This is a genomic window from Thalassotalea algicola (assembly GCF_012932965.1).
GTDB classification, from domain to species: Bacteria; Pseudomonadota; Gammaproteobacteria; order Enterobacterales; family Alteromonadaceae; genus Thalassotalea_F; species Thalassotalea_F algicola.
In genome coordinates this window covers 285,346-310,819 of sequence record NZ_JABBXH010000004.1, presented here as the reverse complement: position 1 = coordinate 310,819, position 25,474 = coordinate 285,346, and the positions used below count along the sequence as shown (strand labels likewise).

The 25,474-nt window shown below is 36.9% G+C and carries 28 protein-coding genes; 24 read left to right on the top strand and 4 right to left on the bottom strand.

Features of this window, described 5'->3' with window-relative positions; all coding sequences use genetic code 11:
• Window positions 1-271: 271 nt before the first annotated feature.
• From HII17_RS13480 to HII17_RS13470, 3 genes are all read left to right on the top strand, one after another.
• Window positions 272-835, top strand: coding sequence for a DUF4136 domain-containing protein (locus HII17_RS13480; RefSeq protein WP_169075894.1), 564 nt, complete (start codon window positions 272-274; stop codon window positions 833-835).
• Between the two features lie 142 nt (window positions 836-977).
• Window positions 978-2,516 carry a response regulator gene (locus tag HII17_RS13475; RefSeq protein ID WP_169075893.1) on the top strand — a complete coding sequence of 513 codons (1,539 nt, stop codon included), beginning with the start codon at window positions 978-980 and terminating at the stop codon, window positions 2,514-2,516.
• 7 nt (window positions 2,517-2,523) lie between these two features.
• Complete coding sequence (locus HII17_RS13470) at window positions 2,524-3,840, top strand: sensor histidine kinase (protein ID WP_169075892.1); 1,317 nt, start codon at window positions 2,524-2,526, stop codon at window positions 3,838-3,840.
• 10 nt (window positions 3,841-3,850) lie between these two features.
• Here the strand turns inward: HII17_RS13470 and HII17_RS13465 are convergent, their stop codons facing one another.
• Both HII17_RS13465 and HII17_RS13460 read right to left on the bottom strand, forming a co-directional pair.
• Window positions 3,851-5,938 carry an amidohydrolase family protein gene (locus tag HII17_RS13465; RefSeq protein ID WP_169075891.1) on the bottom strand — a complete coding sequence of 696 codons (2,088 nt, stop codon included), beginning with the start codon at window positions 5,936-5,938 and terminating at the stop codon, window positions 3,851-3,853.
• A 189-nt stretch (window positions 5,939-6,127) separates the two neighbouring features.
• Window positions 6,128-6,793, bottom strand: a complete 666-nt coding sequence (locus HII17_RS13460) for a GAF domain-containing protein (RefSeq protein WP_169075890.1) — start codon at window positions 6,791-6,793, stop codon at window positions 6,128-6,130.
• 306 nt (window positions 6,794-7,099) lie between these two features.
• Between HII17_RS13460 and HII17_RS13455 the strand changes: the two genes are divergently transcribed.
• From HII17_RS13455 to HII17_RS13365, 19 genes are all read left to right on the top strand, one after another.
• The gene (locus tag HII17_RS13455; RefSeq protein ID WP_169075889.1) at window positions 7,100-7,273 is read left to right on the top strand and encodes a hypothetical protein; all 174 of its coding nucleotides are present in this window, start codon (window positions 7,100-7,102) and stop codon (window positions 7,271-7,273) included.
• Window positions 7,274-7,443: 170 nt separating this feature from the next.
• On the top strand, window positions 7,444-7,785 hold the full coding sequence (locus HII17_RS13450) for a hypothetical protein (protein WP_169075888.1): 342 nt from the start codon (window positions 7,444-7,446) through the stop codon (window positions 7,783-7,785).
• A gap of 489 nt (window positions 7,786-8,274) precedes the next feature.
• Entirely contained in the window at window positions 8,275-9,498 is a 1,224-nt protein-coding gene (locus tag HII17_RS13445; protein WP_169075887.1) for a tyrosine-type recombinase/integrase, read from the top strand.
• Window positions 9,485-10,300 carry a hypothetical protein gene (locus tag HII17_RS13440; protein ID WP_169075886.1) on the top strand — a complete coding sequence of 272 codons (816 nt, stop codon included), beginning with the start codon at window positions 9,485-9,487 and terminating at the stop codon, window positions 10,298-10,300. Before HII17_RS13445 ends, HII17_RS13440 begins: the two co-directional genes overlap by 14 nt.
• Window positions 10,301-10,414: 114 nt before the next feature.
• Window positions 10,415-10,615: a helix-turn-helix transcriptional regulator gene (locus HII17_RS13435; protein WP_169075885.1), complete on the top strand. Its 201-nt coding sequence runs from the start codon at window positions 10,415-10,417 to the stop codon at window positions 10,613-10,615.
• The gene (locus HII17_RS13430) at window positions 10,615-10,947 is read left to right on the top strand and encodes a hypothetical protein (protein WP_169075884.1); all 333 of its coding nucleotides are present in this window, start codon (window positions 10,615-10,617) and stop codon (window positions 10,945-10,947) included. The genes HII17_RS13435 and HII17_RS13430 overlap by 1 nt, the downstream gene beginning before the upstream one ends.
• Window positions 10,928-12,958, top strand: a complete 2,031-nt coding sequence (locus tag HII17_RS13425) for a replication endonuclease (RefSeq protein WP_169075883.1) — start codon at window positions 10,928-10,930, stop codon at window positions 12,956-12,958. Before HII17_RS13430 ends, HII17_RS13425 begins: the two co-directional genes overlap by 20 nt.
• A 358-nt stretch (window positions 12,959-13,316) precedes the next feature.
• The gene (locus HII17_RS13420) at window positions 13,317-14,423 is read left to right on the top strand and encodes a DNA cytosine methyltransferase (RefSeq protein ID WP_169075882.1); all 1,107 of its coding nucleotides are present in this window, start codon (window positions 13,317-13,319) and stop codon (window positions 14,421-14,423) included.
• A complete protein-coding gene (locus HII17_RS13415; RefSeq protein WP_169075881.1) occupies window positions 14,420-15,346 on the top strand; it encodes a hypothetical protein in 927 nt (308 codons plus the stop codon). Before HII17_RS13420 ends, HII17_RS13415 begins: the two co-directional genes overlap by 4 nt.
• A 422-nt stretch (window positions 15,347-15,768) precedes the next feature.
• A complete protein-coding gene (locus HII17_RS13410) occupies window positions 15,769-16,203 on the top strand; it encodes a hypothetical protein (protein ID WP_169075880.1) in 435 nt (144 codons plus the stop codon).
• 574 nt (window positions 16,204-16,777) lie between these two features.
• Window positions 16,778-17,119 (top strand): hypothetical protein, encoded by a 342-nt coding sequence (locus HII17_RS13405; RefSeq protein ID WP_169075879.1) that lies wholly within the window; start codon window positions 16,778-16,780, stop codon window positions 17,117-17,119.
• A gap of 112 nt (window positions 17,120-17,231) precedes the next feature.
• Window positions 17,232-17,510 carry a hypothetical protein gene (locus HII17_RS13400; protein ID WP_169075878.1) on the top strand — a complete coding sequence of 93 codons (279 nt, stop codon included), beginning with the start codon at window positions 17,232-17,234 and terminating at the stop codon, window positions 17,508-17,510.
• Window positions 17,511-17,636: 126 nt separating this feature from the next.
• Entirely contained in the window at window positions 17,637-17,909 is a 273-nt protein-coding gene (locus HII17_RS13395; RefSeq protein ID WP_268969159.1) for a DUF3144 domain-containing protein, read from the top strand.
• 114 nt (window positions 17,910-18,023) lie between these two features.
• Window positions 18,024-18,386 (top strand): hypothetical protein, encoded by a 363-nt coding sequence (locus HII17_RS13390; protein WP_169075876.1) that lies wholly within the window; start codon window positions 18,024-18,026, stop codon window positions 18,384-18,386.
• A gap of 119 nt (window positions 18,387-18,505) precedes the next feature.
• Complete coding sequence (locus HII17_RS13385; RefSeq protein WP_169075875.1) at window positions 18,506-18,880, top strand: hypothetical protein; 375 nt, start codon at window positions 18,506-18,508, stop codon at window positions 18,878-18,880.
• 109 nt (window positions 18,881-18,989) lie between these two features.
• On the top strand, window positions 18,990-19,424 hold the full coding sequence (locus HII17_RS13380) for a hypothetical protein (protein WP_169075874.1): 435 nt from the start codon (window positions 18,990-18,992) through the stop codon (window positions 19,422-19,424).
• 90 nt (window positions 19,425-19,514) lie between these two features.
• Window positions 19,515-19,910 carry a hypothetical protein gene (locus HII17_RS13375; protein WP_169075873.1) on the top strand — a complete coding sequence of 132 codons (396 nt, stop codon included), beginning with the start codon at window positions 19,515-19,517 and terminating at the stop codon, window positions 19,908-19,910.
• Between the two features lie 113 nt (window positions 19,911-20,023).
• Window positions 20,024-20,404, top strand: coding sequence for a hypothetical protein (locus tag HII17_RS13370; protein WP_169075872.1), 381 nt, complete (start codon window positions 20,024-20,026; stop codon window positions 20,402-20,404).
• A gap of 114 nt (window positions 20,405-20,518) precedes the next feature.
• Window positions 20,519-20,761, top strand: a complete 243-nt coding sequence (locus HII17_RS13365; RefSeq protein ID WP_169075871.1) for an outer membrane protein assembly factor BamD — start codon at window positions 20,519-20,521, stop codon at window positions 20,759-20,761.
• A 666-nt stretch (window positions 20,762-21,427) separates the two neighbouring features.
• Here the strand turns inward: HII17_RS13365 and yfbR are convergent.
• Together yfbR and HII17_RS13355 are read right to left on the bottom strand one after the other, a co-directional pair.
• Window positions 21,428-22,027, bottom strand: coding sequence for a 5'-deoxynucleotidase (gene yfbR, locus HII17_RS13360; RefSeq protein ID WP_169075870.1), 600 nt, complete (start codon window positions 22,025-22,027; stop codon window positions 21,428-21,430).
• An 18-nt stretch (window positions 22,028-22,045) separates the two neighbouring features.
• On the bottom strand, window positions 22,046-23,260 hold the full coding sequence (locus HII17_RS13355) for a pyridoxal phosphate-dependent aminotransferase (protein ID WP_169075869.1): 1,215 nt from the start codon (window positions 23,258-23,260) through the stop codon (window positions 22,046-22,048).
• 158 nt (window positions 23,261-23,418) lie between these two features.
• Between HII17_RS13355 and HII17_RS13350 the strand changes: the two genes are divergently transcribed.
• Window positions 23,419-24,009 carry a C40 family peptidase gene (locus HII17_RS13350; RefSeq protein WP_169075868.1) on the top strand — a complete coding sequence of 197 codons (591 nt, stop codon included), beginning with the start codon at window positions 23,419-23,421 and terminating at the stop codon, window positions 24,007-24,009.
• An 82-nt stretch (window positions 24,010-24,091) separates the two neighbouring features.
• Window positions 24,092-25,414 carry a hypothetical protein gene (locus tag HII17_RS13345; protein ID WP_169075867.1) on the top strand — a complete coding sequence of 441 codons (1,323 nt, stop codon included), beginning with the start codon at window positions 24,092-24,094 and terminating at the stop codon, window positions 25,412-25,414.
• Window positions 25,415-25,474 lie beyond the last annotated feature (60 nt).

The following is a 25,474-nucleotide window of genomic DNA, read 5'->3' as shown; positions in this document are numbered from 1 at the left end:
TTATAAGAAATTTGAAGTTTCACTTATTTAACATTATCGCTATTTAAGAGTATTTGTTAATGCAATGTATACCTGCGAGGGAGTTTTATTTATCATTCTGCGTTTTCTTTATAAAATAAGTAACTGATTTTTCATATATAATAAAAACTCTGTTAGATTTTATATTTATTAACATTTTTGTAAATTTCTACATTTTTTAACAGACATTTTTTTCAAAACGAATTAATCTAAATGTTAATAAACAACGTATTACTTTTTGAAGGTAAGTGCTATGAAACTTGTTAAACAGTTATCGCTTTTTGCGATTTTTACTCTGGTTGTTGGTTGTGCAACAACACATAAAGCTAAAGTTAATTTTGATAAAAATGAACAAGTTAATACAAGTAGCTATAAAACGTTTGCTTGGCTTAAAGAATCTAAGATTTTAGCAGCTCCAGCTGATTTGAACCCTGTTATGAAAGTTAGAGTGGATAAAGCTATAGAAAACGCTTTTGCGGCGAAAGGGTATAAGTTAGTAAATTCTCCAGTAGAAGCCGACTTTGCTATTTCGTATACCGTAGGTAGTCGCGATAAGATTAAAGTGGACAGTTTTCCCGCGACATACCGAGCTGGATTTGGCTGGGGGCGTAGCTATTACGGTGGTTTAGCTGTAGGCAATGAAACTCACGTTCGAAGCTACTCTGAAGGCAAGCTAGCCATTGACGTTTTTGACGTTAAGACTAAGCAGCCTACATGGCATGGTTGGGGCGTTAAACGAATTACCTCTGCAGATAAAAATGATCCAGCTACGACGATTAAAACAATTGTTGATCAGGTTGTTGCTCAGTTTAACTGATCAGGTAACGGTTTAAAAAATAAAAAAGGTGTACTTTTACGTGCACCTTTTTTATCTACTACCTTAATTTTAATGTATTTTTACGCAAAATATGCAAGTGTATATTACACTGAAAGTAATTTCTTAACGGTATTTGGAATCAATGAATAAGTTTATTTTTAAGGAAGAAACAGAAGAGTCTTCAGTTAAGCAAAAGCATGTCCCCAAATTTTGGCGCATTTTGATTATTGATGACGATGAAGCTGTGCATCAAGTTACTCGTTTAGTGTTGGCTGATACGCGCATAGAGGGAAGAAAGTTAGACCTTGTATCTGTATACTCCTCTGAAGAAGCACGTGAACTTCTTCAGAAAGATGCTACGTTTGCTATGGCGTTCGTGGATGTAGTTATGGAAACTGATCATGCAGGCCTAGAGTTGGTTCATTGGATTCGAAATGAACTGAAAAACCAAGCGATAAGGCTAGTATTGCGAACAGGGCAAGCGGGAACTGCACCGGAAGCTACTGTAATCAAAGAATACGACATTAACGACTACAAAGAAAAAACTGATTTTACTTCCGGTAAAATGGTCACTACCGTCTATGCAGGTATCCGAGCCTATCGTGACATTATGACGATTCAGCGCAGCTTGGATGCCTTTAAGAAACTGATCACTGCTACTCATGACTTACTTCAAATTAATCATATTCGCTCATTTGGCTCTGCGGCATTAAACCATTTGTTATCGTTAATGAATGTAGAAAGCTCGGCGCTTTATATAGCGCGGAATCAAGTAGACTTTGATCATGAAACTACCAATATGATCATTGCTTGCACTGGTAAATATGTCTCTGAATCTGACAGCTTAGATAATTCGGATATATCCAGAGAAGTTAAGAAATTAATTACGGAAACATTTGAGCGAAAAACCCATCACTCAGATGAAACCTGTTTTATTGGTTATTACGAAACGGCAAGCAATTCGGCTAGTGTTCTTTATATAGAGTTTGAAAACGATGTAGAACATTTTAGAGCTAATTTAGCTGAGTTATATGCCACCAATGTCGCGTTAATTTTAGAAGGGTTAACAAAGCAGCACGAGATAGAAAGAACGCAAAAAGAATTACTTTATATTGTCGGCGAAGCTATTGAAGCTAAGAGCAAGGAAACAGGGGCCCATGTTCAGCGCGTTGCATTAATTTGTGAGCTATTCGGTAAGAAGCTTGGTTTAAGTGAACAATATATTGATGCATTAAAACTTGCTGCACCATTGCATGATATTGGGAAAATAGCGATCCCTGAACGAATTTTAAATAAACCGGGCAAACTTGATGAAGAAGAGTGGGAAGTGATGAAGACCCACGCTGAAGTAGGTAGTGAGTTATTAGCAAAATCTACAGCTAGCATCTCTAAGTTGGGTTCTCGTTTAGCACATTACCATCATGAAAACTGGGACGGCACTGGCTATCCTGATGGGTTAGCTGGTGAAGAAATACCGCTAGAAGCCCGAATCATGGCAATTGCAGACGTGTTTGATGCACTAGGCTCTAAACGATGTTATAAGGAAAAATGGCAAGAGCAGGACATTAAAGACTTTATCAGCGCTCAACGTGGTATTAAATTCGAACCTAGATTAGTGGATGTTTTATTTGAACATTATAGTGAATTTACTGAAATAAGAGCGCAATACCCAGACGAGTAGAGCGGCCATGCAAGCGATTATCCAAGATATTATTAGAGGTATATCTAATAGTTACGGTGAAGACTTTTTTGAATGCGTAACCCTTTGCTTAGATAAAGTTATTCAATCAAATTATACGTTTATCGCTAGGCTTAACCTTGAACGCAATGTGTCAAATACCATCTGCTTAGTTGGCAATGGTAAGGTGTTAGATAACTTTGAATATGCACTAAAAGATACGCCATGCGCTAATGTAGCAGACGACTCTGTTTGTATTTACCCTGACCATGTAACCGACAGCTTTCCAGATGACCAACTTCTCATTGATATGGGGATAGAAGGCTACTTAGGCACACCTTTATATAACTCACAAGGTAAGGTGATGGGGTTAGTGGTCGCTTTATATGAAAACCCAATTACCGATCAAGAATTAACCCTTTCCCTATTTGAACTATTCTCGGGCCGAATCGCAGGTGAAATTGAGCGATTTGACCATGAAAACAACCTTATAGCATTGAATAAAAGCTTGGATGAAAAAGTAGCAGATCGCACGATTAAATTAGCAGAAACCATTGAGCAGCTAAAAGGCGCCCATGAACAATTAATTGAATCTGAAAAAATGGCTGCCCTAGGTGGATTAGTCTCGGGAGTAGCTCATGAAGTGAATACTCCTCTTGGTGTCGCAATTACAGCACAAAGCTTATTACAAGAAAAATACCTAGCCTTTAAAACAAAACTTGAAGGTGGCGGCATATCACATAAGGATATGAACTGCTTTATGGAGCAGCTTTCACAGTCTTTACCATTAATAGAAAACAACTTATTTCGCGCAAAAGAGTTAATTGAAGATTTCAAACGAACAGCGAAAGAGCAGGCTGATATTCAAGAAGAAAATATTGAATTAAACCATTACTTTCAGCGTGTCGTTTCAACGCTAACCCCTATTTTAAAACGTAAAAAAGCACAGGTTAAATTACATTGTCCCAATGTGCATGTAACTAGTTACCCTGGGTACCATGCACAGGTTTTGACTAATTTAATCACCAATAGTGTTCAGCATGGTTTTGATATTGCAAACGAGAATCGAATTGAAATAACAGTAGAGCAAGTGCAAGAAAATACTTTTAAAGTTACCTATCGAGACAATGGTAAAGGCATACCCACTAACATGACCCATAAAGTTGTAGAACCATTTTATACTACGGATAGGATCAGTGGTTCTACAGGTTTAGGACTATCTATCTGTCACAATCTGGCGACTAATGCGTTAAACGGTAGTTTTGCAGTACACACAAGTGAGCAAGGAACCCACATTGTGTATACATTTAGTGCTATTCATTTGTAGGGCCGTTGTATTAATTACTTGCCATCACTACCGGGCTTGGGGTGAAAGGTTTAATGCCAAACTCTGGGTAAATCTCACTAGGGAAATAAATCACACCATCTTTTGAAACCATTGAAACTGTCTTAATTGCCCGAAGATCTGCAATTGGGTTGCCTGGCACTAAAAAGAAGTCTGCGAGTTTACCAACCTCTATGCTACCAAGTTTTTCGCCATAGCCTAAGTACTGGGCCATGTCGTAAGAACCTCTACGTAAAGCCTCTGCGTTCGACATGCCTATTTTCGTAAATAGCTCTAACTCTCTATGGAGTTCAAATGCGCCGCCTAAATCGGTACCAGGCACAAGAAAAATGCCTTTCTTATGCATTAACGCGAGCGTTTCGATGATTTTATCAAACGCCTTCTTGTAAGCTTTATCTTCTGCTTCATCGGCAACGTTAAGCAACGCGACTTTAGCTTGTCGTTGCACGCCAACTGGCATATTGTCGATATAGTCTTTAGTGCCAATACGAGTTTCACCATTTCGAGCTGTTAAACCAAACTCGTGTATAACCATGGTAGGGTCGACAGCGATGTTTTTCTCGGCCATCGTATTTAAGGTGTGTTGAACTTTTTCATCGTTTAGGTCTAAATCAACAAAGCGTTTCATCCCAGTAATACGATAAAGGGTGCGTGTATCTTCTTCTCTGTTGAGTACCCAACTCAACATACCTTGATTGATATGAGTGATCTCGTTATATCCCGCAGCGATCATTTCATCAACTGTCGAGAAAGCGGGAATATGCCCGGTGATTCGCATGCCGTGTTCTTGAGCAGCTTTTGCCATAGCAGGAACCCAATCACCATTAACCGAACTATATATTTTTATTTGGAAGTAGCCGCCTTTTTCACCGTACATATTAACCAAGTCAACTGCTTCTTGTTCAGTTGATGCTAATTCGCCCGTAGCATTTGAAAACTCGCTCTTGCCTTCGATAAAACCACTTTTCGTGATGCGAGGGCCGATAATTTGTTTGTGTTCAATTTTGTCAACTAACGCATCGAGTATTTCTATTTCATTACCCATATCTCTGACAGACGTTACACCAGCGATAACGTTTAGTAGCGCATCGTTATCACTCATGTGACCATGCATTTCATAAAGGCCAGGAATTAATGTGCCGCCATTACCGTCAATTAATACTTCGCCCCTTACTGGCGATTTAACTAGTGGTTCAATCGCTATAATCATGTTTTCTTTGATTAAAACAGACTGAGCAGCGGTAAGTTGCATGCTTACTGGGTCAAATATTTTGACATTATTGATACGGACAGGTTTGTTATATTGATGTGTAGCTTTTTTCGCAATCTTTTCAAAACGGCTCGCGTTTAAATTCGCTGCTAAATTACTTAAGGTTTTATTATTCTCTTCTAAGCCTTCACGAATGATAACTGCGCGTGGTGATAAATAACCAAGCATTTGCTGACTTTCATCAAGCGCAATATAACTAGGGTCAAGTTCAATACCGTTAATAGCATAAATAGTCGCTGCAATAGCTTTTCCGTTAACATCTTTGAGTACTACACTATCGACTTGGGCGATTGAAACCTCTCCGGAAGGTAAGGTAGCTAGAGGTTTTCCTTGGTTTTTCAATAATGCATTTGCATAGAGATAAAGCGCGTAAGGGCTAGCGTTTTGGGCTATGTATAAAGCATTATCATCAAATGGCTTATAGCCGCTTTCTGAAGAACTTTTCCAATGGGCGGTATTGTCTTTAAGGTAAAATTGTTCATCGACCTCATTACCGAAAACTGTTTTACCGGTAATTCGCCAATCTATAGGAAGCCCAATATTAGATAACTGCAAGGTTTCTTTGCTGCTTGCTCCTCGACCATTATTACTAAATGAATAATCGATATTAATGTTGCTACCATTATGATTTACGACTAATCCGCCGACATCGGTACCACCAAAAATTAATCTAAAATTTTCCTGACTGGATTCTTGTTTTTTAACTGAGGGTTCTTGTTTTTTTTCTGGTTGAGAACACCCCGTAACAGCCACTAAGGTGATGACGCAAAAAATTGAAAAAATAGCTTTTATTGGCCTTGGATAGCTCATAAGTTTGCCTTTGTTATTATAGCTTTAAGAATATGAAGAATAGACACTATAAAAGCGCTATGCAATTGGCTAGGAAAACAAAATTCCCTTGGGCGGCAGTCAATGACTAAAGCAGCTCAGTATTAGCGTTCTGAGAGGGTAAACACCAAGCTACTTTATTTAACTATTGAATTTATATTGATAGTACTATCAAGCAGTAGGATTATAGGCGTCAGGATTAAAGTGGCTATAACCCATATAAGTAATATAAGGGTGATCTTCGAGAAAAATTTCTATCGCTTTTTTGACTTTAGTACGAATAAAGTCGATTTTCTCATCAAAAAAGTTTTCACGATAATCTTCACAATCAAAAATACCGATGACGTCGCCTTCAGGGTCGAATATTGGGCAGCACAGTTCAGATTTAACTTTGGCATCACAGCGATAGTATGGACCGTCATGCTTAGTGACATCTGGAATATAATAATGCTGTTTTTCCATGATGACTCGGGTGTTTATCGATTTATCTAGATATTCAGGTGCAATTGGAAATTCTGCCTTTGACATTTCACCGTTATACACATATTTCACTAATTTATTACCGTGAGACAAGTAGATACCAAACCACATTACATCGGTTTTTAAATGTATCCAACGGACCAGTCGGTTAAGTCGGGTGACTAAATCAAGCAGGTTCTCATACTGCTCTGGTGAGTCAGCATATTGCCGCAAGTCATATTCATCACCAGCTTCTTTTAAAATAGGGCAGGTACCATCTTCATTCAGCTTAGGCTGAACATATGACAATAAATGCTCATGATTATCCAGCGAGTTAACTGGCTCATATAGCACTGACAAAATATCAAATAAACGCATAAATCTTAGTGTCCGAAATTGTGTTTCTATATAGCAGTAATAGCTACTGCTACTCCATAAATGGCTGGCTGATATTAACTTAATTTTTAACAATTGTGTTATAGCATTTGGCTCTAATACAAATAAAGTAGTTATGTAACAATTGTTTAATGTATTGGTTCGCGTTTAGTTACTTTGCATAAATTTGACGCTTATTCGACAAATTGAACTGGGCAGTATGATTTTACAATAATATCGACTTACAAATCTCTGTTTGTTCATTTTGTAAGTTTTGTTTAAGTTGTCTGTTTAAACAAGGAGTTACGTATGCAAAGTGATATCGATGAATTAAAGAAGGAAGTCCAAGCAAAATTTGCGTATTGGCACAATTTAAAAAGTAAAAAATTAAAAGCACTGTTAATCATATTATTTATTGGGTTAGTCAGCTTAAAAATATTTACCACAGTATTAACTTTTGATTGGCTTACTGGGTTAGTGTGACTGGTGTAGAATTTCTTTACTTTATGAAACATTTAAAATGTATGCATGTTAAAAACAATTACTAGCTGGCAATAATAAGCATATGATTGCAGTTAAAGTAGGCTTATAATACAGCTAAAATGGTGCAAAGGCTTTGACACCAAAGACTAACCTTAAGGAAGAATTGGGGCATGGGCAATTTAAATGACAGTGAAGAAGGTTTATCAGCATCAAGTGGTAACCTGTTTGTCATTCAACACTCAATTATGAAAAGTGTCGTTAAATTCGTTTCTACTAATCAATCACCTGAAAAGTATGTAACCGAACTTGTAAATAATACAAGAATGCCAGGCAGTTATGCTATTTTGTATAACACCTATTGTAATCAACCTAACGATGCAAAAGATCGTATTATGCATGCGTTGAGAACTAGTGCTTGCCCTAATGATTTCTATGAGGTGGATACTCAAATAGCAATAAACATGATCAAAAGAGAGTCGATGAGAATTCCAGTTATATATGATGCGGAATAATCATATATTTTCTATAAACTAAAAGGGGAATGCTCTGCTAAAGCTCCCCTTCTAGATACGTAAATGTACCAGCCCTAAAAAGTTCGAAACAAACCCTTTAAACAATGCTCATGATGTTATAGCGCAAGAATACACATTTATAATTCTTTATATGATAACTGTTTATTTATACAGCTTTGTGGTCGTTAACAAAAATGCAGGATACAAGGCAAATTGCCCCCTTTCCACAACGGAGAAAGGAGGCAAAATAAAATTAAGCTAGAGAATTTATAGGCTTAGTGCATAATAAGTATTAATAATTTTGTAGAAAGGAGGCAAAATGCACTGTTTAAACAAGGCAATTTGCCTTCTAATAAGCTGTTTTATTTATAGTTGTTTCAATGCTTTTTAATAAACACGACCCACCCTTAAAGCCCTTATTTTAATTGACTTTTAACCTTTATCTTGTTTTAAATAGCTCACCACTCTTTTAAATATCATGACTACACTATGTCTACATGCAAAATAACCAAGTCTTTTGTAGACAAGGTTGAACTGCCCGAATCAGGACAAGCTTTTTACCGTGATAATCTGCTAAAAGGTTTTGCTGTTCGCGTCACTGTAGGAGGCAGTAAAGCGTTTGTATTAGAAAAGCGCATTAACCGAAAGCTCAAACGAATAACACTTGGTCGCTATCCAGAGATCACCGTAGAAACTGCACGAAAAGAAGCTCAGAAATACTTAGGCGAAATTGCAACGGGTATTGATCCCATAGCGAAAAGGCAGCAAGCCGAAGCGGAGCAAATGACGTTATGGCAAGTGTGGCAGGATTACCGTCGGGTGAAGTCTAACTTAAAAGAAAAGACCTATGTGCAGTACGAGATGTATCTAAACGGTAAGTTAGCGGATTGGAAGAATAAACGGCTAGTTGATATCTCTAAAGATATGGTGGCAAAGCGCCATGCACAATTATTATCGAGCCATAGTCCTTCATATGCGAATACTGCTATGCGAGTTTTAAGTGCTATCTATAAGTTTGCTAAAGGGCAATATGAAGATAATAGCGGTAACAGCCTGTTTCCACATAACCCTGTAGAGCGATTAGGACAACTTAATGCTTGGGCTAGGGAGCCAAGACGGCAAAACGTCATTAAACCACATCAACTGCAAGCGTGGTACGAAGCGCTGCAAGATATGAAATTCAATACAGGCGCAGAGTCGCATCATGTTGCGGCAGATTACCTTTTATTTTTATTACTGACAGGGTTACGGAAAAATGAAGCGGCTACCTTAACCTGGGACAATGTTGATTTGGAAGAAGGCTCTATTCATATACCCGACACCAAAAACAAGGAACCGTTAACGCTACCATTATCTGATGTACTGATTTCAATATTGAATTATCGATTACGCTTTAGAACGAATGACTATGTATTTTCATCAAGGAAAGCAAAATTCCTCGCATACCCCGAAAAAGCACTAAGATACCTAACAGAATCATCAGGCATTAAATTCACCTTTCATGACTTACGAAGGACATTTATAACCGTCGCTGAATCGTTAGATATATCAGCGTATGCTATCAAGCGACTTGTTAACCATAAAAACGGCTCAGATGTGACCGAAGGATATATTATTGCTAACCATGACCGGCTACGTGCACCAATGCAACGTATAACCGACTTTTTCAAAGAGCAATGCAACATTAATTTGGATGATTATGTATCAAGATAAAATAAAGCAAGAAGCTAAAGAAGCAATAAGCATAGAAAATGTGCGAGCACGACATAGCAATATTTTTGAAAGGTCTGATCTTTTACCAATGAGTTTCGAGCCAGATGAAGACGTATGTGATGCTACTCATATTGCACGAGATATTTTGATAAAGCGATCAGATAAGCAAATAATTGAGCTATCAAAAGCAGTTACTTCTATGCTGAGGATCGGTGAAAACCTTCTACAAAGTTTATCGATGAAGCTACTTGATACATCAAGTACGAGAAAGTCAGTGGTATTATCGGAAGGAAGGTCACTCTATTTATTATTGGATTATTTTGACCTAAATGAACTACAGATAAAAAGCATCCAATGGGGTGAGCTATTCGCCACATTAACGTTAATGCAATCAGCAGAAATCCTCCATGCACCTTCAGAAATTGATAATTACGAGGAACCACTAAAGGCGTATTTCAAACAAACGGTACAAAGTAATATTGCACAGTTAAAAGAAGAAGTTATTGATAGTGTTGCACGTGCCGAATGTCTATTTGATAAAAATAATAACAATGCAAAATTAGGAAGTGCGGGAGGCAATGCTAAAGCAAAGCATATGGAGCCTTTGAAAGTTGAAGTTATTAAGCGTTATTTGAAAAACTATACTGAATTCTCCGCCAGAAAAGCAGGCATGATAATTGAGGCTGAACTCGAAACTGAGAAAAGTGAATTATTACTTTTATCTGAGGCAGAAGAAAAAAATCATCAATTTAGCAAGTGGATTGGCGACTTTAAAAATGGAAAGTGGAAAATGCCAATATAGTTACGAATATACCGCTACCCCCTAGCGGTATACCTGTACCCCCTAGCGTCATTCAAACCAATTAATACATGATCAAAACTTTACTCGTTCCTTTTAAACAACGAGTAAATATTGATGAAAATTAAACTATTAAACACAAAAGAAACTGCTGAAATTTTATGTGTCAGCGAAGCCTTCCTTGAACGAGACAGGTGGGCTGGCGCGAGAATTCCCTTTATCAAAGTGGGAGCAAGAGCTATTCGATATCGGTTGCAAGATATCGAGAAGTACCTTGAAGATAACTTATGTTATTCAACGAGTGAAGGAGTGGCGTAATGGATATGAACTTTGACCACCAACTCATTGATGAAGGTAATAAAATCCTTTCAGGAAAGTTAACTAATAATAATTACGCACATTTAAGGATATTCAATGATGGATTGCAGTTGGATTTATGTGTAGAGCCATGTGCTAAGTTTGGAAAATTACTACCATCGAAACCGTTAGGACAAATAATTAAGTTGGGCTCTATTCGAGACTTGAAAGCAAAAGGTTTAATTGTTGGAGAACCTTACTTTCGACAAGGCGTCGAATACAAGCGCTTTACTATTAGTGAACTAGGTCAATCAGTGTTTGAGAATTACAAAAATGAATGCTCAAACGGATAGCTTACAGCTAAAACTTAATAAACTGGCTCCTGTGTTTAAAGACAACCCGTTTTTAGCACAGGAGGTTCATAAATGTCCTGCTGACAGGGCTGATGTCGAATTTATGTTTTGGGAGCTTAATAAAGTTCCCGACTCTATTAAACAGCTCGTATTAAGTAATGCTTTTAAACTGAAGGCTAGACGAGAAAGGAATCTATATGTTCTCAATACGATAAAAAAGATTGTCAGCTTACTTCCTGAAAAGCTTCGCCACTCCATGACGGTCGATGACAATGAAATCAGAACAATTTCGAGTGATTGTGCAGATCGGTGTAGACGAATAGCACTCTATCACAACAAAAAAACACTTGATTTGAGTAAAAGCACTAATACTTCCAATAATTTGGGATATATAACCGATCAAATTGAATTGGTTTTGAAAAGTAGCATTCCAAATTTGGCTCAATTTTCGGATGTCCTATTTGAACTCAAAAAAACGATAGAAAATTCCGCTAACGAACCGACAAAACGAGTCGAGTTTGAAATCCAAATTCAATCGCTTTTTCGAAAGCTAAAACCATTTATTCAAAACACTGACCCAAATTCAAAAGCAATCCAGCGAATTCTGTCGAAAATTGAAAACACATTTCCAAATTTGGGCGATTCACCCAATAAAAGAAATGCCCGTAACGATCCGTTCCGTAACGTAACGAAGCGCTTTGAACCGTTAACGCAAATTTGCGAGTCAAATTCAGTCGAAATTTACCGAATACTCTCGGATTATTGCCAAACGTTTCGAATTAAGGCGCCAATTGTTTCGGAAAAAGGCGTAACGGAGTTGGGCGCAATAAAGCGAATGATTGACAAAAATTGGTGGAATCGACGATTACGGAAAATTTTTAACCAAGCGTATGAGCAAGCCGCAATAGAATTGAATCTTGTTCATAAAAACAACCAAATTTATGCCAGCGATTTGACTGTTACCAAAAGAAAACAGCAACGTTTGCGTAACGAACAAATGCTCAGCTCTATGTATGTGATTAATGATATCGGTCAGCAATTTTCATTAAAGGAATTATCTGATTTAAATGTATCAAATCCAGCCGTCAGGAAAGCAGAATTAATGGTACGAATGCGAGGTTTTGAAGAACTATCAAAAACACATGGTCATCAGGGCATATTTATTACCATAACGTGTCCTTCAAAATATCACGCGGCATATGCCAAATCAGGGCAGCGCAACACTAAATATCAAAGCTTAACTCCTTACATGGGGAATCAATACTTATGTACGTTATGGTCAAGAATAAGAGCGCATTGGAATAGAAAAGATATTAAGCCTTATGGCTTTAGAGTGGCAGAGCCTCAGCATGATGGTACGCCCCATTGGCATATCCTGTTGTTTGTTGAGCCTCAACATATTAATGAGGTAAAGCAAACAATCAGCCATTACTCACTAGAAGAAGATGGTGATGAAAAAGGTGCTTTAGAAAATCGTTGTGACTTTAAAATGATAGACCCTAAAAAAGGGAGTGCCACAGGTTATATTGCCAAGTATGTTTCAAAGAATATTGATGGTGAAGGACTAGACAAAGGCGTTTATGGTGAAGATCCAATCACCGCAGCACAACGTGTTGATGCGTGGGCGTCTTGTTGGTGTATACGTCAGTTTCAGCAAATTGGTGGTGCGAGTGTTTCTGTATGGCGTGAGCTAAGACGATTAAAGCAGTCACTTGGACTAGATGAAATTATTGAAAAAGCCAGAAAAGCCGCAGATGAAAGTAAATGGCACGAATATATTAATGCAATGGGTGGGGTATTTTCTAAGCGAAAAGACCAGCCGATTAAGCTTGCCTATGATGCTTCATTTGATAGTGAAACGGGTGAATGCAAACTAGGCTTTTATGATGGAAACATTATTCAAACTATTAAGGGACTAATGTTTAAAGGTCATCGAATATTAACTCGATTCTTCAGTTGGCGTTTAGAAAGAGCAAACGTAGTTTGTGATAACTTGGAGTTCTGTAAATAACTGTACTATGTGACTCTTTCAGCCTAAAAAGAATGTACTGTTGATTATCATTACAAACATTAATAAGACATTAGCTCTTTTATTCTCTAATACAGCTGAAGCAAACTAAAAGAAATGTTCGCATCTGATTTAGTGAGTGACCTATAGGCATTTTTTCTATACGTATATTGTCACTAATGACGAAGTCTATGAAAGACTGTAACGGATAAATATTTACTAAAAAACTTAAAATGGATACTTAATAATCTATCTTCTGAAAAATTCAGATATATATTCAACGACTTTACTTTTTAAGTATTTATTGTGGTATAAATCTCCCTGAAAAAATTATTTCGCTATTAACTATTCAGAGGTTTCTTTGAGCAAAATTACGACTGTTGATTTGTTTTGCGGAGCAGGTGGCTTTACAGAAGGCTTTAAAAAGGCTGGTGGGTTTGAAACTGTTTTAGCTGTTGACTTCGATAAGCAAGCAATTGACACATTTAAACATAATCATCCAAATACTCCTGCAATTTGTTCTGATGTAAGCGATATTGAAGAAAATCAACTATTAGCATTGACTGATAATACTAATATTCAAGTTGTAATTGGTGGTCCACCATGTCAAGGATTTAGCCTCGCAGGTAGAAGGCTTGTTGATGATCCTAAAAACCTTTTGTTTAAAGAATATGTACGTATTGTTGATATACTGAAACCTGATATCTTCGTATTCGAAAATGTTGTTGGTTTAGTATCAATGCAAGGAGGACTAGTTCTTGAAGCAATCTGCTCAGAGTTTTCTCGAATTGGATATGAAATATCCCACGGTATACTGAATTCAGCTGATTATGGGGTTCCTCAAGCTAGGCCAAGGTTTATATTAATAGGATCTCGTCATAAACAAAGAATTGGTTTGCCACTACCTACTCATGACTCACTAAATTCAAAAAGCATGGAGTTATTTAAAGGCATTTTGAAGCCTCATATAACAGTTGGGGAAGCCTTGTCTAATTTACCTAAAATAGGACAAGGTGAAGGTGAAGAAGAAGCAAAGAATCAACTTTTTAAAAATGATTTTCAAGAATTAATTAGAGGCGATAGAAAGCCAGGTTATCTTTTTAATCAAAGAGCCACTCGTCATAGTGAAAAAATTGTAGAAAGATACTCCCATATGCCTCAAGGAGGCGATATTAGATCATTGCCTGAGCACCTAAGAACGAAAAAGAACAATGTTTTTCGGTTAAACGAAACAACTCCATCGAGAACTATAACTTGTAATTTTAGGACTGACATTATACATCCTTGGGAACCAAGAGGGCTTACGACTCGAGAAGCTGCAAGACTACAAAGTTTCGATGATGATTATCAATTTTTTGGAAATTTGACTAGAAAAGCTAAGTATCTTACACAAGATGATCAGGTAGGAAATGCTGTTCCACCTTTATTAGCAAAAGCTATAGCAAATCATATTAAGGACTACTTATGAGTAAAAATTTGGCTTCAAGTGGACATAAAATAGGTCAATTAATCGGTGATTGGTTTGAGGAAGAATTAGCAACATATTTATTAAGCAGAGTTGCTAAAGACTTAAATTTGTACCTTGATCATAGGTTTAAAAATAGAAAATGCAGACAAGGGAAAATAATATGGAAAGCTTTAGATGGTTCCGAAGTAGATTATGATTTTGTTTTGGAGTTAGGTGGTACTGATGATGAAAAAGGTATCCCTTTAGCCTTTTTTGAAACATTTTGGAGAAGAAGAGCTGGACACTCTAGAGATAAAGCTAGAGATGATTCGGGGAAATTGCTCCCTATGGGAGAGACTTATCCGACTGCTAGGATTCTTGGGATTCTTGCTGCTGGCGATTTCACAGCTCCCGCTCAAGAATTTATTAAGGGGAGAGGAATTGACTTGTTTTACATACCTAAGACATTTATATACGCATCATGGGCTAAAGCAGGTATACCTATGGAACATGGCGAAAAAGCATCAGAGGAAGAAAAATCTAAAATCGCAGAGTTTGCTGTAAGCAAAATAAATAAAGCATCTAAAAAAGTAATATTTGATAACCTGATTTCTACAATAGGGCAATCAGTATTTAACTCTTATATTGATAAAATTAAGGCTGGAATCGCTGCTATTCCTATTGAATATAAGATTACGAGTATATTTGTAGGTAAAACAGTGGCATTTACTGAGTTTCAAGATGTTGTTGATTACATAAAAAATTCGGCGGTATATAAGGATAAAGATATCGCAGAGCAATTATATCGTTATGAAGCTGTGTTTAGTGATGGAAAAATATTCGAAAGATTAGATCTGACGACAGATGAAGCTCTACTTTTACATAGCTCTGTAGGCAAAGTTTCAGATTTTTTTGATAAATATCATAAGATTGTGAAAGCATAAATGTATTCAGAATTTAAACTGTTACAGGGTCGATATTTCTAATTGACAATATGGTTTATTAAATTCTTATAATATTTGACTACTTTTTCCAGCAGAAGCTATATACCAACTTATACTAATTGTTATTGAAGTTAACTTATCCGTCACGTTTCGCTATTCAATATCAATTTTTAACGCTCCTTTCTGACACTGTACAGATGATAGGGAGTAACTTACATGTGGAAACTAACCATTAATAGACCTTGTGTTTTAACCACCTAGCTAGCTACAACAATCAAACATCCTACAAAATAGTTTGAGATAATATGACTACACCGTGTCTACATGATTAATTAATCATACATCTAACTTGTTGTTTTAATATAAAATTTAAAAAAATTAAGACCTAATAAGCTGTTATGTGGCTTTGAAGGAATCAAGCATTGGAAATCAAATTAGGTTATGGAGTTGACTCAATTCTGTTTGGTCATACAGAACAACAAGTAATTGCCTTACTAGGTAACCCTGATAAAACGTTCTTTACCGATGAAGAAAATAAACGACTACAGTTCAACGAGCTTCTAGTCGAGTTATCCTTTGAAATTGAAAATGATCATCGCCTTAGCTGGATCGAAGTTCACAATAAAAACGTGACAATATTGGGGCACCAACTTATTGGTAAGTCTATGCCTGAAGTTTTATCAATTTTACGCATGGAATTAGATACAGAACCGACAATTGATGACTATGGCTCTTTTGTATCTGTAACTTTTGAAAAAGAATGGCTAGAACTTCAATTCAGTTTTAATAAACTAACAAATATTAATTTTGGCGTGTTGTATGGTGAAAATGAAGAGCCGAAGTGGCCAGCCACATAACAAGCTGTTTAAGGTAAGGACGTCTAAAGCATGGCTGGCGTTCGTTCCTCACGATTGTAGCCATGCATTATCCGCCCCTTAACAGGGCGTTAGGTAACTATTCAAGCTCATGAGAAAATCTGAAATTCGTGAAATAGGTAACAGAGTTAGTATGAAAAGCAGAAAATTGCTAAGTCTAGCTGTGATTTTTTCTGTGTTACTAATTGTCTCGTCAATCATTGTATTTAAGCTTGAACTACTGTCAGAGTCAGCCAATAGCAATTTGATGATTTTCCTTATCATTGGCATGGCTTTACCGCCATTTTTAGTATCTAGGAAGCTGAAAAAACTAACAAAGGACTTAGATATAGTTTGCACAAATTGCATGAGTGACATAGATAAAAATGCTCTGAATGAAATCAACGAGAATAGTATATGTCCAAACTGCGGTGAAGAAATATTCAGCGATTAAGTTACCTAACAAGCAATTAAAGGAAGGGACGTCTAATGCTTGGCTGACGCTCGTTCCTCGCAAATTATAGCCAAGCATTATCCGCCCCTTAATGTGGGCGTTATGTGCTTCAAGGAATTAGCGATGGCTTCACCGGAAGAAGAATTAATCGAGCAATTAAATAATCACAAAATTCTAGCTCTTGATTGTGCCGATGGGAAATTAGATTTTTGGCAATTCGTAAAATTATACGATAACTTCTATCACAGCTATGCTTTAGATGGTCATGAAGCTAATGGTGTTAATCATAAATTGCTTCAAAAACACTCTAGAGAAATTGAGTTTCATAAAGCTATTTATGATCAAGTGCTTTCAATAGTATGCTCAGATTCAGATGCTAATAATTTGGCATATATTAAAGCAGGTCGCATTAGCTCTACAGAAGCACAAAAAATAGTAAAACAGCTATGTGAATCAAGCACATAACAAGCTGTTCAAGCGGGACTGCTAAAGTTTGGCTCGGTTTCGCTTCGCTACACATTTTAGCCAAACATTAATCAGCCCCTTAACAGGGCGTTATGTGTTTCTGGAGTTGTGAGTGTCTAAAAAGTTAGATGTAATATCAAAAACTGACTTGGAAGAGATGCATACTGGCACTTTGATGAGTCGAAGAAATGCTTTATTAAAATGTGAAGAGTCGTTTGAATTATCAGATCAACATCAAACGGCTAAGCATAATGGAATTGAGTTTAAAAATACTCCGCAGTGGAAGAAAGCATATCAAGATATAAAGTCCGTTCTTTCTACTCGTGAAAATATTCCAAGTAAGCAAGAACGCAAGGCTTTACGTCAGGCAAAAGCAAAGCAGTCAAGATAAGTGTAAAAAACACATAACAAGCTGTTCAAGCGGGACTCCTAACAGTTGGCTTGGGTTCCACTTCGTTCCACATTTTAAGCCAACTATTATCCGCCCCTTAACAGGGCGTTATGAGTTTTTAAAAGTATGGATATTGACGATGATTTGGAAGATAAATTCTACGAAATTGTAGAGGAGTTTATGCAGAGTGCAATTGCTAAGGAAAGCGAAATATCAATTCCTCAGGTTAACTCATCATTTATGTACACTATGGCATGTTACGCCGCTAGATATTATGCGATTAAGTCGGAAAAAGAACCTGTGGATTTAGAGTCTTTTATTAAGGAACACACTGAGTTCTTTGAATCATCTATTCGTTCAAGTATCGACTATTACACTACGGATGATGAAAACACATAACAAGAATTTAAAGCGGGACTGCTAACAGTTTGCTCGGTTTCGCTTCGCGTCACAATTTTAGCAAACTATTATCAGCCCCTTAAATGGGCGTTATAAATACCTAAAGGATTGAGTTTGGACGTAACATTCTTCGCAGCAATTAGTGATTGCGATTACAGTAGCTTTGAAGAAATATCTGAGTCCTCAATTTTGGGTGGAGGTTTCTTTACCAAGAACCAAATAAGCGACTTATTAGGCTGCTTTAATTGCACCAGTTCTGCTCTAAGTGATTGTCTTTGGTTATTACCGTTAAATTTCACTGAAGCAATCACAACAATTGACGATGAAGTATTGAAAGATGTTGCTGTAAACTGGTCTGACGAAGTTTCTTGGGAGAATACGGATGTTAATTCTATGGATCTAGCAGGTCATTTATTAGAGTTAAAATACGCATATTTACAACATTCAGATAAAAGAATTTTTGTGCTATTTGAGTAAGTATTTATAACAAGCTGTTTAAGTGCGGGACTGCTAAAGTTTGGCTCAGTTTCGCTTCGCTACACATTTTAGCCAAACATTATCAGCCCCTTAACAGGGCGTTATATGCAAGGATAGCTATGAGTACTTGGCGAAGAGTCGCGATTGATTTATTTCCTGTAATTAAACAAGACATTGAAGAGTCAGGCGGTCCGGGTGAGGCTTGGTGCTATATTGAATATCGGTTATTAGATGCGCTTAAGAGTGGCGATAATGAATACATTAAGCACGTAAAGCAATACTTCTCATGGTGCATAAGCACAAAATATGAAGATACTCCACATCAAGCTGTGCTTTGTGGTTTTCTCGAAGATATAGGGCGCAACAAACAATATTGGCCATATTTACCTAAACTATTAACCAAACAACAGTTTGAGTTTTACAAACCTTCTTTAGGTTATGCTATGTCTGAAAAGTTCATAAAAGAAATGGAAGCTGCTTTTTATAATAGATGAATATGCATATAACAAGTCACTCAAAAGGACAAATAACAGTTGGTTTTTGCTCCTTCGTCGCTTATTTTAACCAACTATTATTTGCCTCTTAGTAAGGCGTTAGGTTTACATGTATTTTTCCAAGACTGAATTAGCAATCATACAAATTGAGCGAGCCATAGATCTTTTTATAGATGAACGTGACTTTGTTAGCACTCTAACACTAGCTGGAGCTGCCGAGGAAATGCTAGGAAATATACTTCATGCCAATGGAATGGAAAATATACTGGCTGAACTTCATCCGTGGTTTCAGGAAAAATATGATTCTGATGCTTCATTCGGGCAATTTGCTCGAAAAGCTAATGAAATTAGAAATGAACTTAAGCATGGGCATTCTTTCCCTGATTTAGAACATAAAGTCGAAGTATCTGAACCTTTAGCTGCACAGATGTTAATGCGGGCATTGGTAAATTATAAAAACTTTGATTTAGAACCAACAGTAAAAATGTGGAAATTTGTATCTTGGTTGAAAGAACGAGAAGAAGAAATTTTCTCGAATTGGTAAACCTAACAAAGCTTGGCTTGGTTCGCTGCGCTCACTAGTTTAGCCAAGCATTATTAGCCCGTTATTTGGGCGTTATATACCTAGGTAAACATGGAAGTAGACTACACAAAATATTCTTTATCTGAGCTAAGGGATTGCAGAGAAAATATTGACGAAAATGCTTACCCTGAGCGGGTCAAAATAATCGAAGAGCAAATTGCTATTCGTATAAAAAATGGTGATATTAAAATATCACCTAAAAAAATGACCAAAAAAGAATCGGAAGCTTTTCAATGGGCATGGGGTAATCTATTTCTTTCATTAGTTTTTGCATTCTTGGCAATCTCAGGAATAGTAAAAGGCTCTATTGGTAATGCTGCAAAAATGGGAAATTATAATATCTCCGAAGATCCTATTGGTTTTTGGGTTGTGATATTGATTTTAGCTCTCCTTTCAGGGCATAGACTTTATAAATCAATAAAGGGTTTTGGTGGTAAAGGTATATAACAAGCCAATTAAGTGCGGGACTGCTAAAGCTTGGCTCGGTTCCGCTTCGCTACACAAGTTTAGCCAAGCATTTATCAGCCCCTTATTGGGGCGTTATATTCTCGGAGAGTACGGTGCATTCAAAAGGATTTTATATTTGCGGAACAATTGTAACTTTGCTTTCTTTTTTAATTATCTTCTTTGAACAAATTCCCTACATAAAATATCAAGATGAATATATATCTGTAAGCTATGTTAAAAACACTCACAACGACACTTTAGAGCTTGAAAAGAAAGCATATGAATTAGCAATTGAAAAACAAGACTTGGATGTTTTGAAAGCAATTTATTATCAACGCCTATCAGCAGAGCAAGAATCAAATGAGTTATCAATTAAAGGTTTAGATGTTGCAAAATCAATAGCTCAACTAATTATCATTGTTATGGTTAGTTTTATGGCGACTGCCTTTGCAAAGCACAAAGAATATAACAAGCTGCTAAATCAGGACAAATAACAGTTGGCTGTTTGCTCCTTCGTCGCTTATTTTAGCCAACAACAATTTGCCCATTATTGTGGGCGTTATGTGTATAAGTAAATAGAGTGTTGAACTCAGGGAAGAAGTATTATTATGATAAAAAGTAAAATAATTTTGTTAGTTTTTATTTTATTAATGACAGGTTGCGCTTCTAGTACAAGTCTTAAAAAGCAAGCGGAAAATAACGTTAAAGCGGCTGAATATTATAAATCTATAGGTCAGCCTCAGGTAGCAGAAGAAGAGTATAAAGAAGCCAATAAAAACAGAGACTCAGCAAGCCAATTATCTTCTATTTTAGTAGACTTATTTAACCTATTTACTGGGAAAGGTAAGTAGTAAATACACATAACAAGCAATTTAACAGGGACAAAAAATCGCGGGCTGATTTTGCTTCGCAAAAATTTTAACCCACAATTTTTAGCCCCTGAATGGGCCGTTATGTGAATAGTTTCATCACATAGTATTTAATAATTTTCATATGTTAGCTGTTATCTCTACGTAGTTTTAACAACCACGAAGACTTACTTTTCTCCGCATCGTAAAATATTGCCATTGTGAAAAAAAACATCAGTAGCAGTATCGCATGGGCTGCTAAGTTAACTCCGAAGTAAATTATACTTCCAAAATAAATAGCAAAAGAAAAACTCCACATACTAGCTAAAATTGTCATTATGTAAAATCGACTGACAGGGTCAGGAATATGTCTAAGTGGGTTTTTCTTTGAATCAAAAATATATTTGTAGTATTCATATAGTCGAAATGAAAAATTGTTCATAACATGCTCACTTTCTCAAATATTTCTCATAATAGAATACGGTTGAAGTTCGTATTTAGATCTTAATCTTTTAACATATTTAGGTACTATGCCTTTAATATTCACATAATAAGCTGTTTAACAAGGACAATAGTCTTTCACCGTTTTAGTGGACACCTTCTCAAAATGTTAAAATTGAATGCCTTTAGCTACTTCATCAAGCAAAGTGTATTGGGGGCACGTTAAAGTTAGTGATCGTCACTTGCTAGTTTGTCAACGCTAACAAAACAATGCTCTTCAAATGTGTCGAGGAAAAAAGCCACTTCAGGTAATTGTTCGCGGTATTCATCTAGCATGCCGTTAAGTCGAGTTTTTACATGGCAAAACTCTTTATTGCCAAAATCTAGCTCATCGCTGGCTTTTAAGTAGGCTGAAATTAAATCCGCTGCTTTCACAATCTTTTTGTATTCTACTTCCACTTGAGATTGCACTAATAGCGGTTTGAATTCATCTCGTAATGCTTCAGGCAAGCTATGTAAACATTCTAATTCGGCTAATTCTTCAAGCTTCTTAAATTCTGTAGTTAATGCCGCGTTATGATATTTTGTGACGTGATTAATGTCTTGTAACTTGGTTTCAGACACTTCGTGATAAAGTGCGATTGTCGCAGCGCGCTCTGGGCTGATGTTACCGTCAAAATATTTGTTTCGAATCACCGCTAGTAAATGAGCAATTACCGCCACTTGGTGTGAGTGTTCAGCAATATTTTCTGACTTAATTGAATGCATTAGCGCCCAGCGCTTTATTAGGGGCATCCGTAATATCCATGCTAAAAAGGTACTTTTCATCTTTTGCTCCTTAAAGCATTATTGACGGTATGAATGAAAGAAGTGGCCTAAGCGTTCAATTGCAGGCTCTAACTCGTCAACATGCGGTAAAAATACTAAACGGAAATAGTTGTGCTCTTTAATGTTAAAGGCTCTACCATGTACCAACAGAATTTTTTCTTGTTTTAGCAAGTCTAAAATCATTTTCTCGTCGTCAGTGATATTAAACTTCTTCATATCTACTTTGACGAATAGGTATAAAGCGCCCATGGCTGGTTTACATGACAAACCATCAATTTCATTTATCATTTTGTGGGCAAGATTTCGCTGTTTTAATAGCCTGCCGTCGCCATTAATCAATTCATTTATGCTTTGGTAACCACCTAACGCCGTTTGAATGGCGTGCTGACATGGAACATTTGCACATAAGCGCATAGATGAGAGCATATTAAGCCCTTCAATATAATCTTCTGCTGCTAATTTAGGGCCAGTAATTACCATCCATCCTGCTCTAAAACCAGCAATACGGTAGTTCTTTGAAAGGCCCCCCATGGTCATAATCAATACGTCTTCAGCGAGTCGCGCTGTTGGCGTATGAATTGCGCCGTCGTATAAAATTTTGTCATAAATTTCATCGCTAAATACAATCAAACCATGTTTACGTGCTAATTCTAGAATACCGTTGAGTACTTCTTCGGAGTAAACCGCACCTGTCGGGTTATTAGGGTTAATTAAAACAATGGCACGCGTTTTCTTGGTTATTTTCTTTTCCATATCTTCAAGATCAGGAAACCAATTGTCTTCTTCATTACAACGATAATGAACTGGTTTGCCACCTGATAGCGATACAGCCGCAGTCCACAAAGGGTAGTCAGGCGCTGGGATTAATACTTCGTCATGATCTTCCAGTAATGCCTGCATTGCCATCACAATAAGTTCACTTACACCATTGCCGATAAATATGTCATCAACACTGACACCTAAAATACCTTGCTGCTGAAAATATTGCATTACAGCAACTCGAGCAGAGTAAATGCCTTTAGAGTCGCTATAACCTTGAGCTGTTGGAAGATTGTGAATAACGTCTTTTAAAATGTCGTCAGGCGCTTCAAAACCAAATGGCGCTGGGTTTCCAATGTTTAATTTCAGAATTTTATGACCTTCATCTTCAAGCCTACGGGCTTCGGCGGCGATTTGTCCTCTGATCTCATAACAAACATTATTGAGTTTTGAGGATTTGGTCACAGTCTTCATTGTTTTTTGCCGCCTTTTTGGTAATTAATGTCAATTAGAATAAAAATTCTAATGTACCAGTATTTCAGGCTATTGAAACAGTTACTTGCAATTATTTTGTTCAAAAATAAACAATTTAGAATATTCTTAAACTATAGAAGTAAATATTAGAGGTCTTTATGCCGTTACCGTTATTTTGGCTTGGCGCAGCAGCCGTTTCTGCTTTAGCTGTTAAAGAGTTAGCTGATGATCGTAAAAAACAGCAAAAAAATAGAGATCGTTCGTACCGACCAACATCGCTTAGTGAGCTGGACAAGCATGAATCTCCTGTTGGCATTTATCCTTCTGAAATATTTAATACCGAGCAAAAAGTAAAACCTACTGTAGGCAGTATTGTATGCTGTGGAATAGGGGGCATACTTGATCATACTGGGATTTGGGTTGGTGACGATACAATTATCGAACTTGACGGTAATGGCTTGATTAAACCAATTTCACCTAGTCGCTTTACCAAAGAGCGTTCAGGCAACAAAATATTTGTTGCTTGCGACTCAAAGGCGAATCCGCTGAGTTCAGAATTAGCGGCGCAAAGAGCGATTGAACAAATTTACCAATACCTTGATTATCATTTAATTGAAAATAACTGCCATCAGTTTATTTGGCACTGTATTGCGCCTAATGATACTGGCCTAACAACGTTTAAGCAGCTTAATCAACGTTTAGCTAAGTTACATAATAAGAAAGTATATTGGGATTTATGCGATGTATAGTGGAAAAGCACTGTACTCTGATTTAACTAGGCGTTATAAATAAACTTCCTAATTACGAAATAGCTACTAAGTATATTTGTCTTTGAAATCGCTGTTAAAACTTCTTTCACTGTTACTTGCAACTTTTATCGTTGCAGTTTTTATTCTTGTTTATATGCTAGTAGACGGCCAGCCGTTGACTATTCAGCAACACCAAGTTTCTCCTGCTCATGCCGATAATAGTAAGCGACTCGCTAAACGACTGTATCGAACGTTGCAACAACCTAATCAACAATCAAAAATTGTACTAACGCAAAATGAAATTGATGGTCTTGGCGCGATTATGCACAGAGCTCTACCTCAAGCGACACTTGATGTCACTTTGTCTGAACATGGTACTGTTTTACTGGCAAGCATCGAATTACCAAAGCCTTTAAGTGGTCAATTTATTAATATTACTGCTACCTTGTTACCGTCAAATAGCGGTATTGAATTGTCGAAAGTTAAGGTTGGCGAGATAGTGCTTAGCGGCGAAACTAGTTTAGGTATTGTACGTTTTCTCGTTGATAAGTATGTTGGAAATGGCGCTACAGACAAACTTCTTTCAACGATTACTTCGGTGTCTATGTCACCGTCACAGTTGGTAGTATCTCTTAATATAGATAGTAGTTTGTTAGATAAAGATAATGACGGCTCATTATTTAACAAGCTACGTGACGAATTGGCACTATTTGGCGATAAGAAACTGATTAAATATTATTACAGTGAACTACTTAGTTTTGCAGGTAGAGCGCCAAACAATATGCCGCTACATCACTTTATTCGTCATCTATTTCATCGGACAATAGTTGACAATCAAACTCGTCAACCAACCTCTTATGTGGAACAAAACAAAGCACTCTTAGTCGCCTTGACGTTATATTTTGGTCATGACCGACTAACTATGTTGGTAGGTGACATTGAGCCATTGAATAGGCAGCAAAAACGGTTGCAATATATACATAGGCGTAATGTTCGGTTGGCTGGACGAAATGACTTGCAGCAGCACTTTATTTATTCAATAGCGTTGCAGTTGCTTAGTAATGTTCAAGCGAGTGATGCCCTTGGGGAGTTTAAGGAGTTGCTAGATACTAATAAAGGTGGCAGTGGCTTTAGTTTTGCAGATTTAATGGCTGATAGAGCCGGTACTCGTTTGGCAATGATTGCTACTTATTCTGAACAGCAAGCTAAAGACATTCAAATATTACTTGCGTCTATTGACGATAAAACGTTACTACCAACGATTGAAAATTTGGCGGAAGGTATAAATGAATCTGAGTTTAATCGTCAATTTGAGGGTGTAGGCTCTAAAAGCTATCAACAAATGTTAGGTTTGATTGATGATAGGTTAAAAACATTGCCACTGTATCAGTTTAATTGGCGTTAATACTTGCCAAGCAATAGCCATGATAGAAAGTAAAAAGCCAGCGATATTTACGCTGGCTTT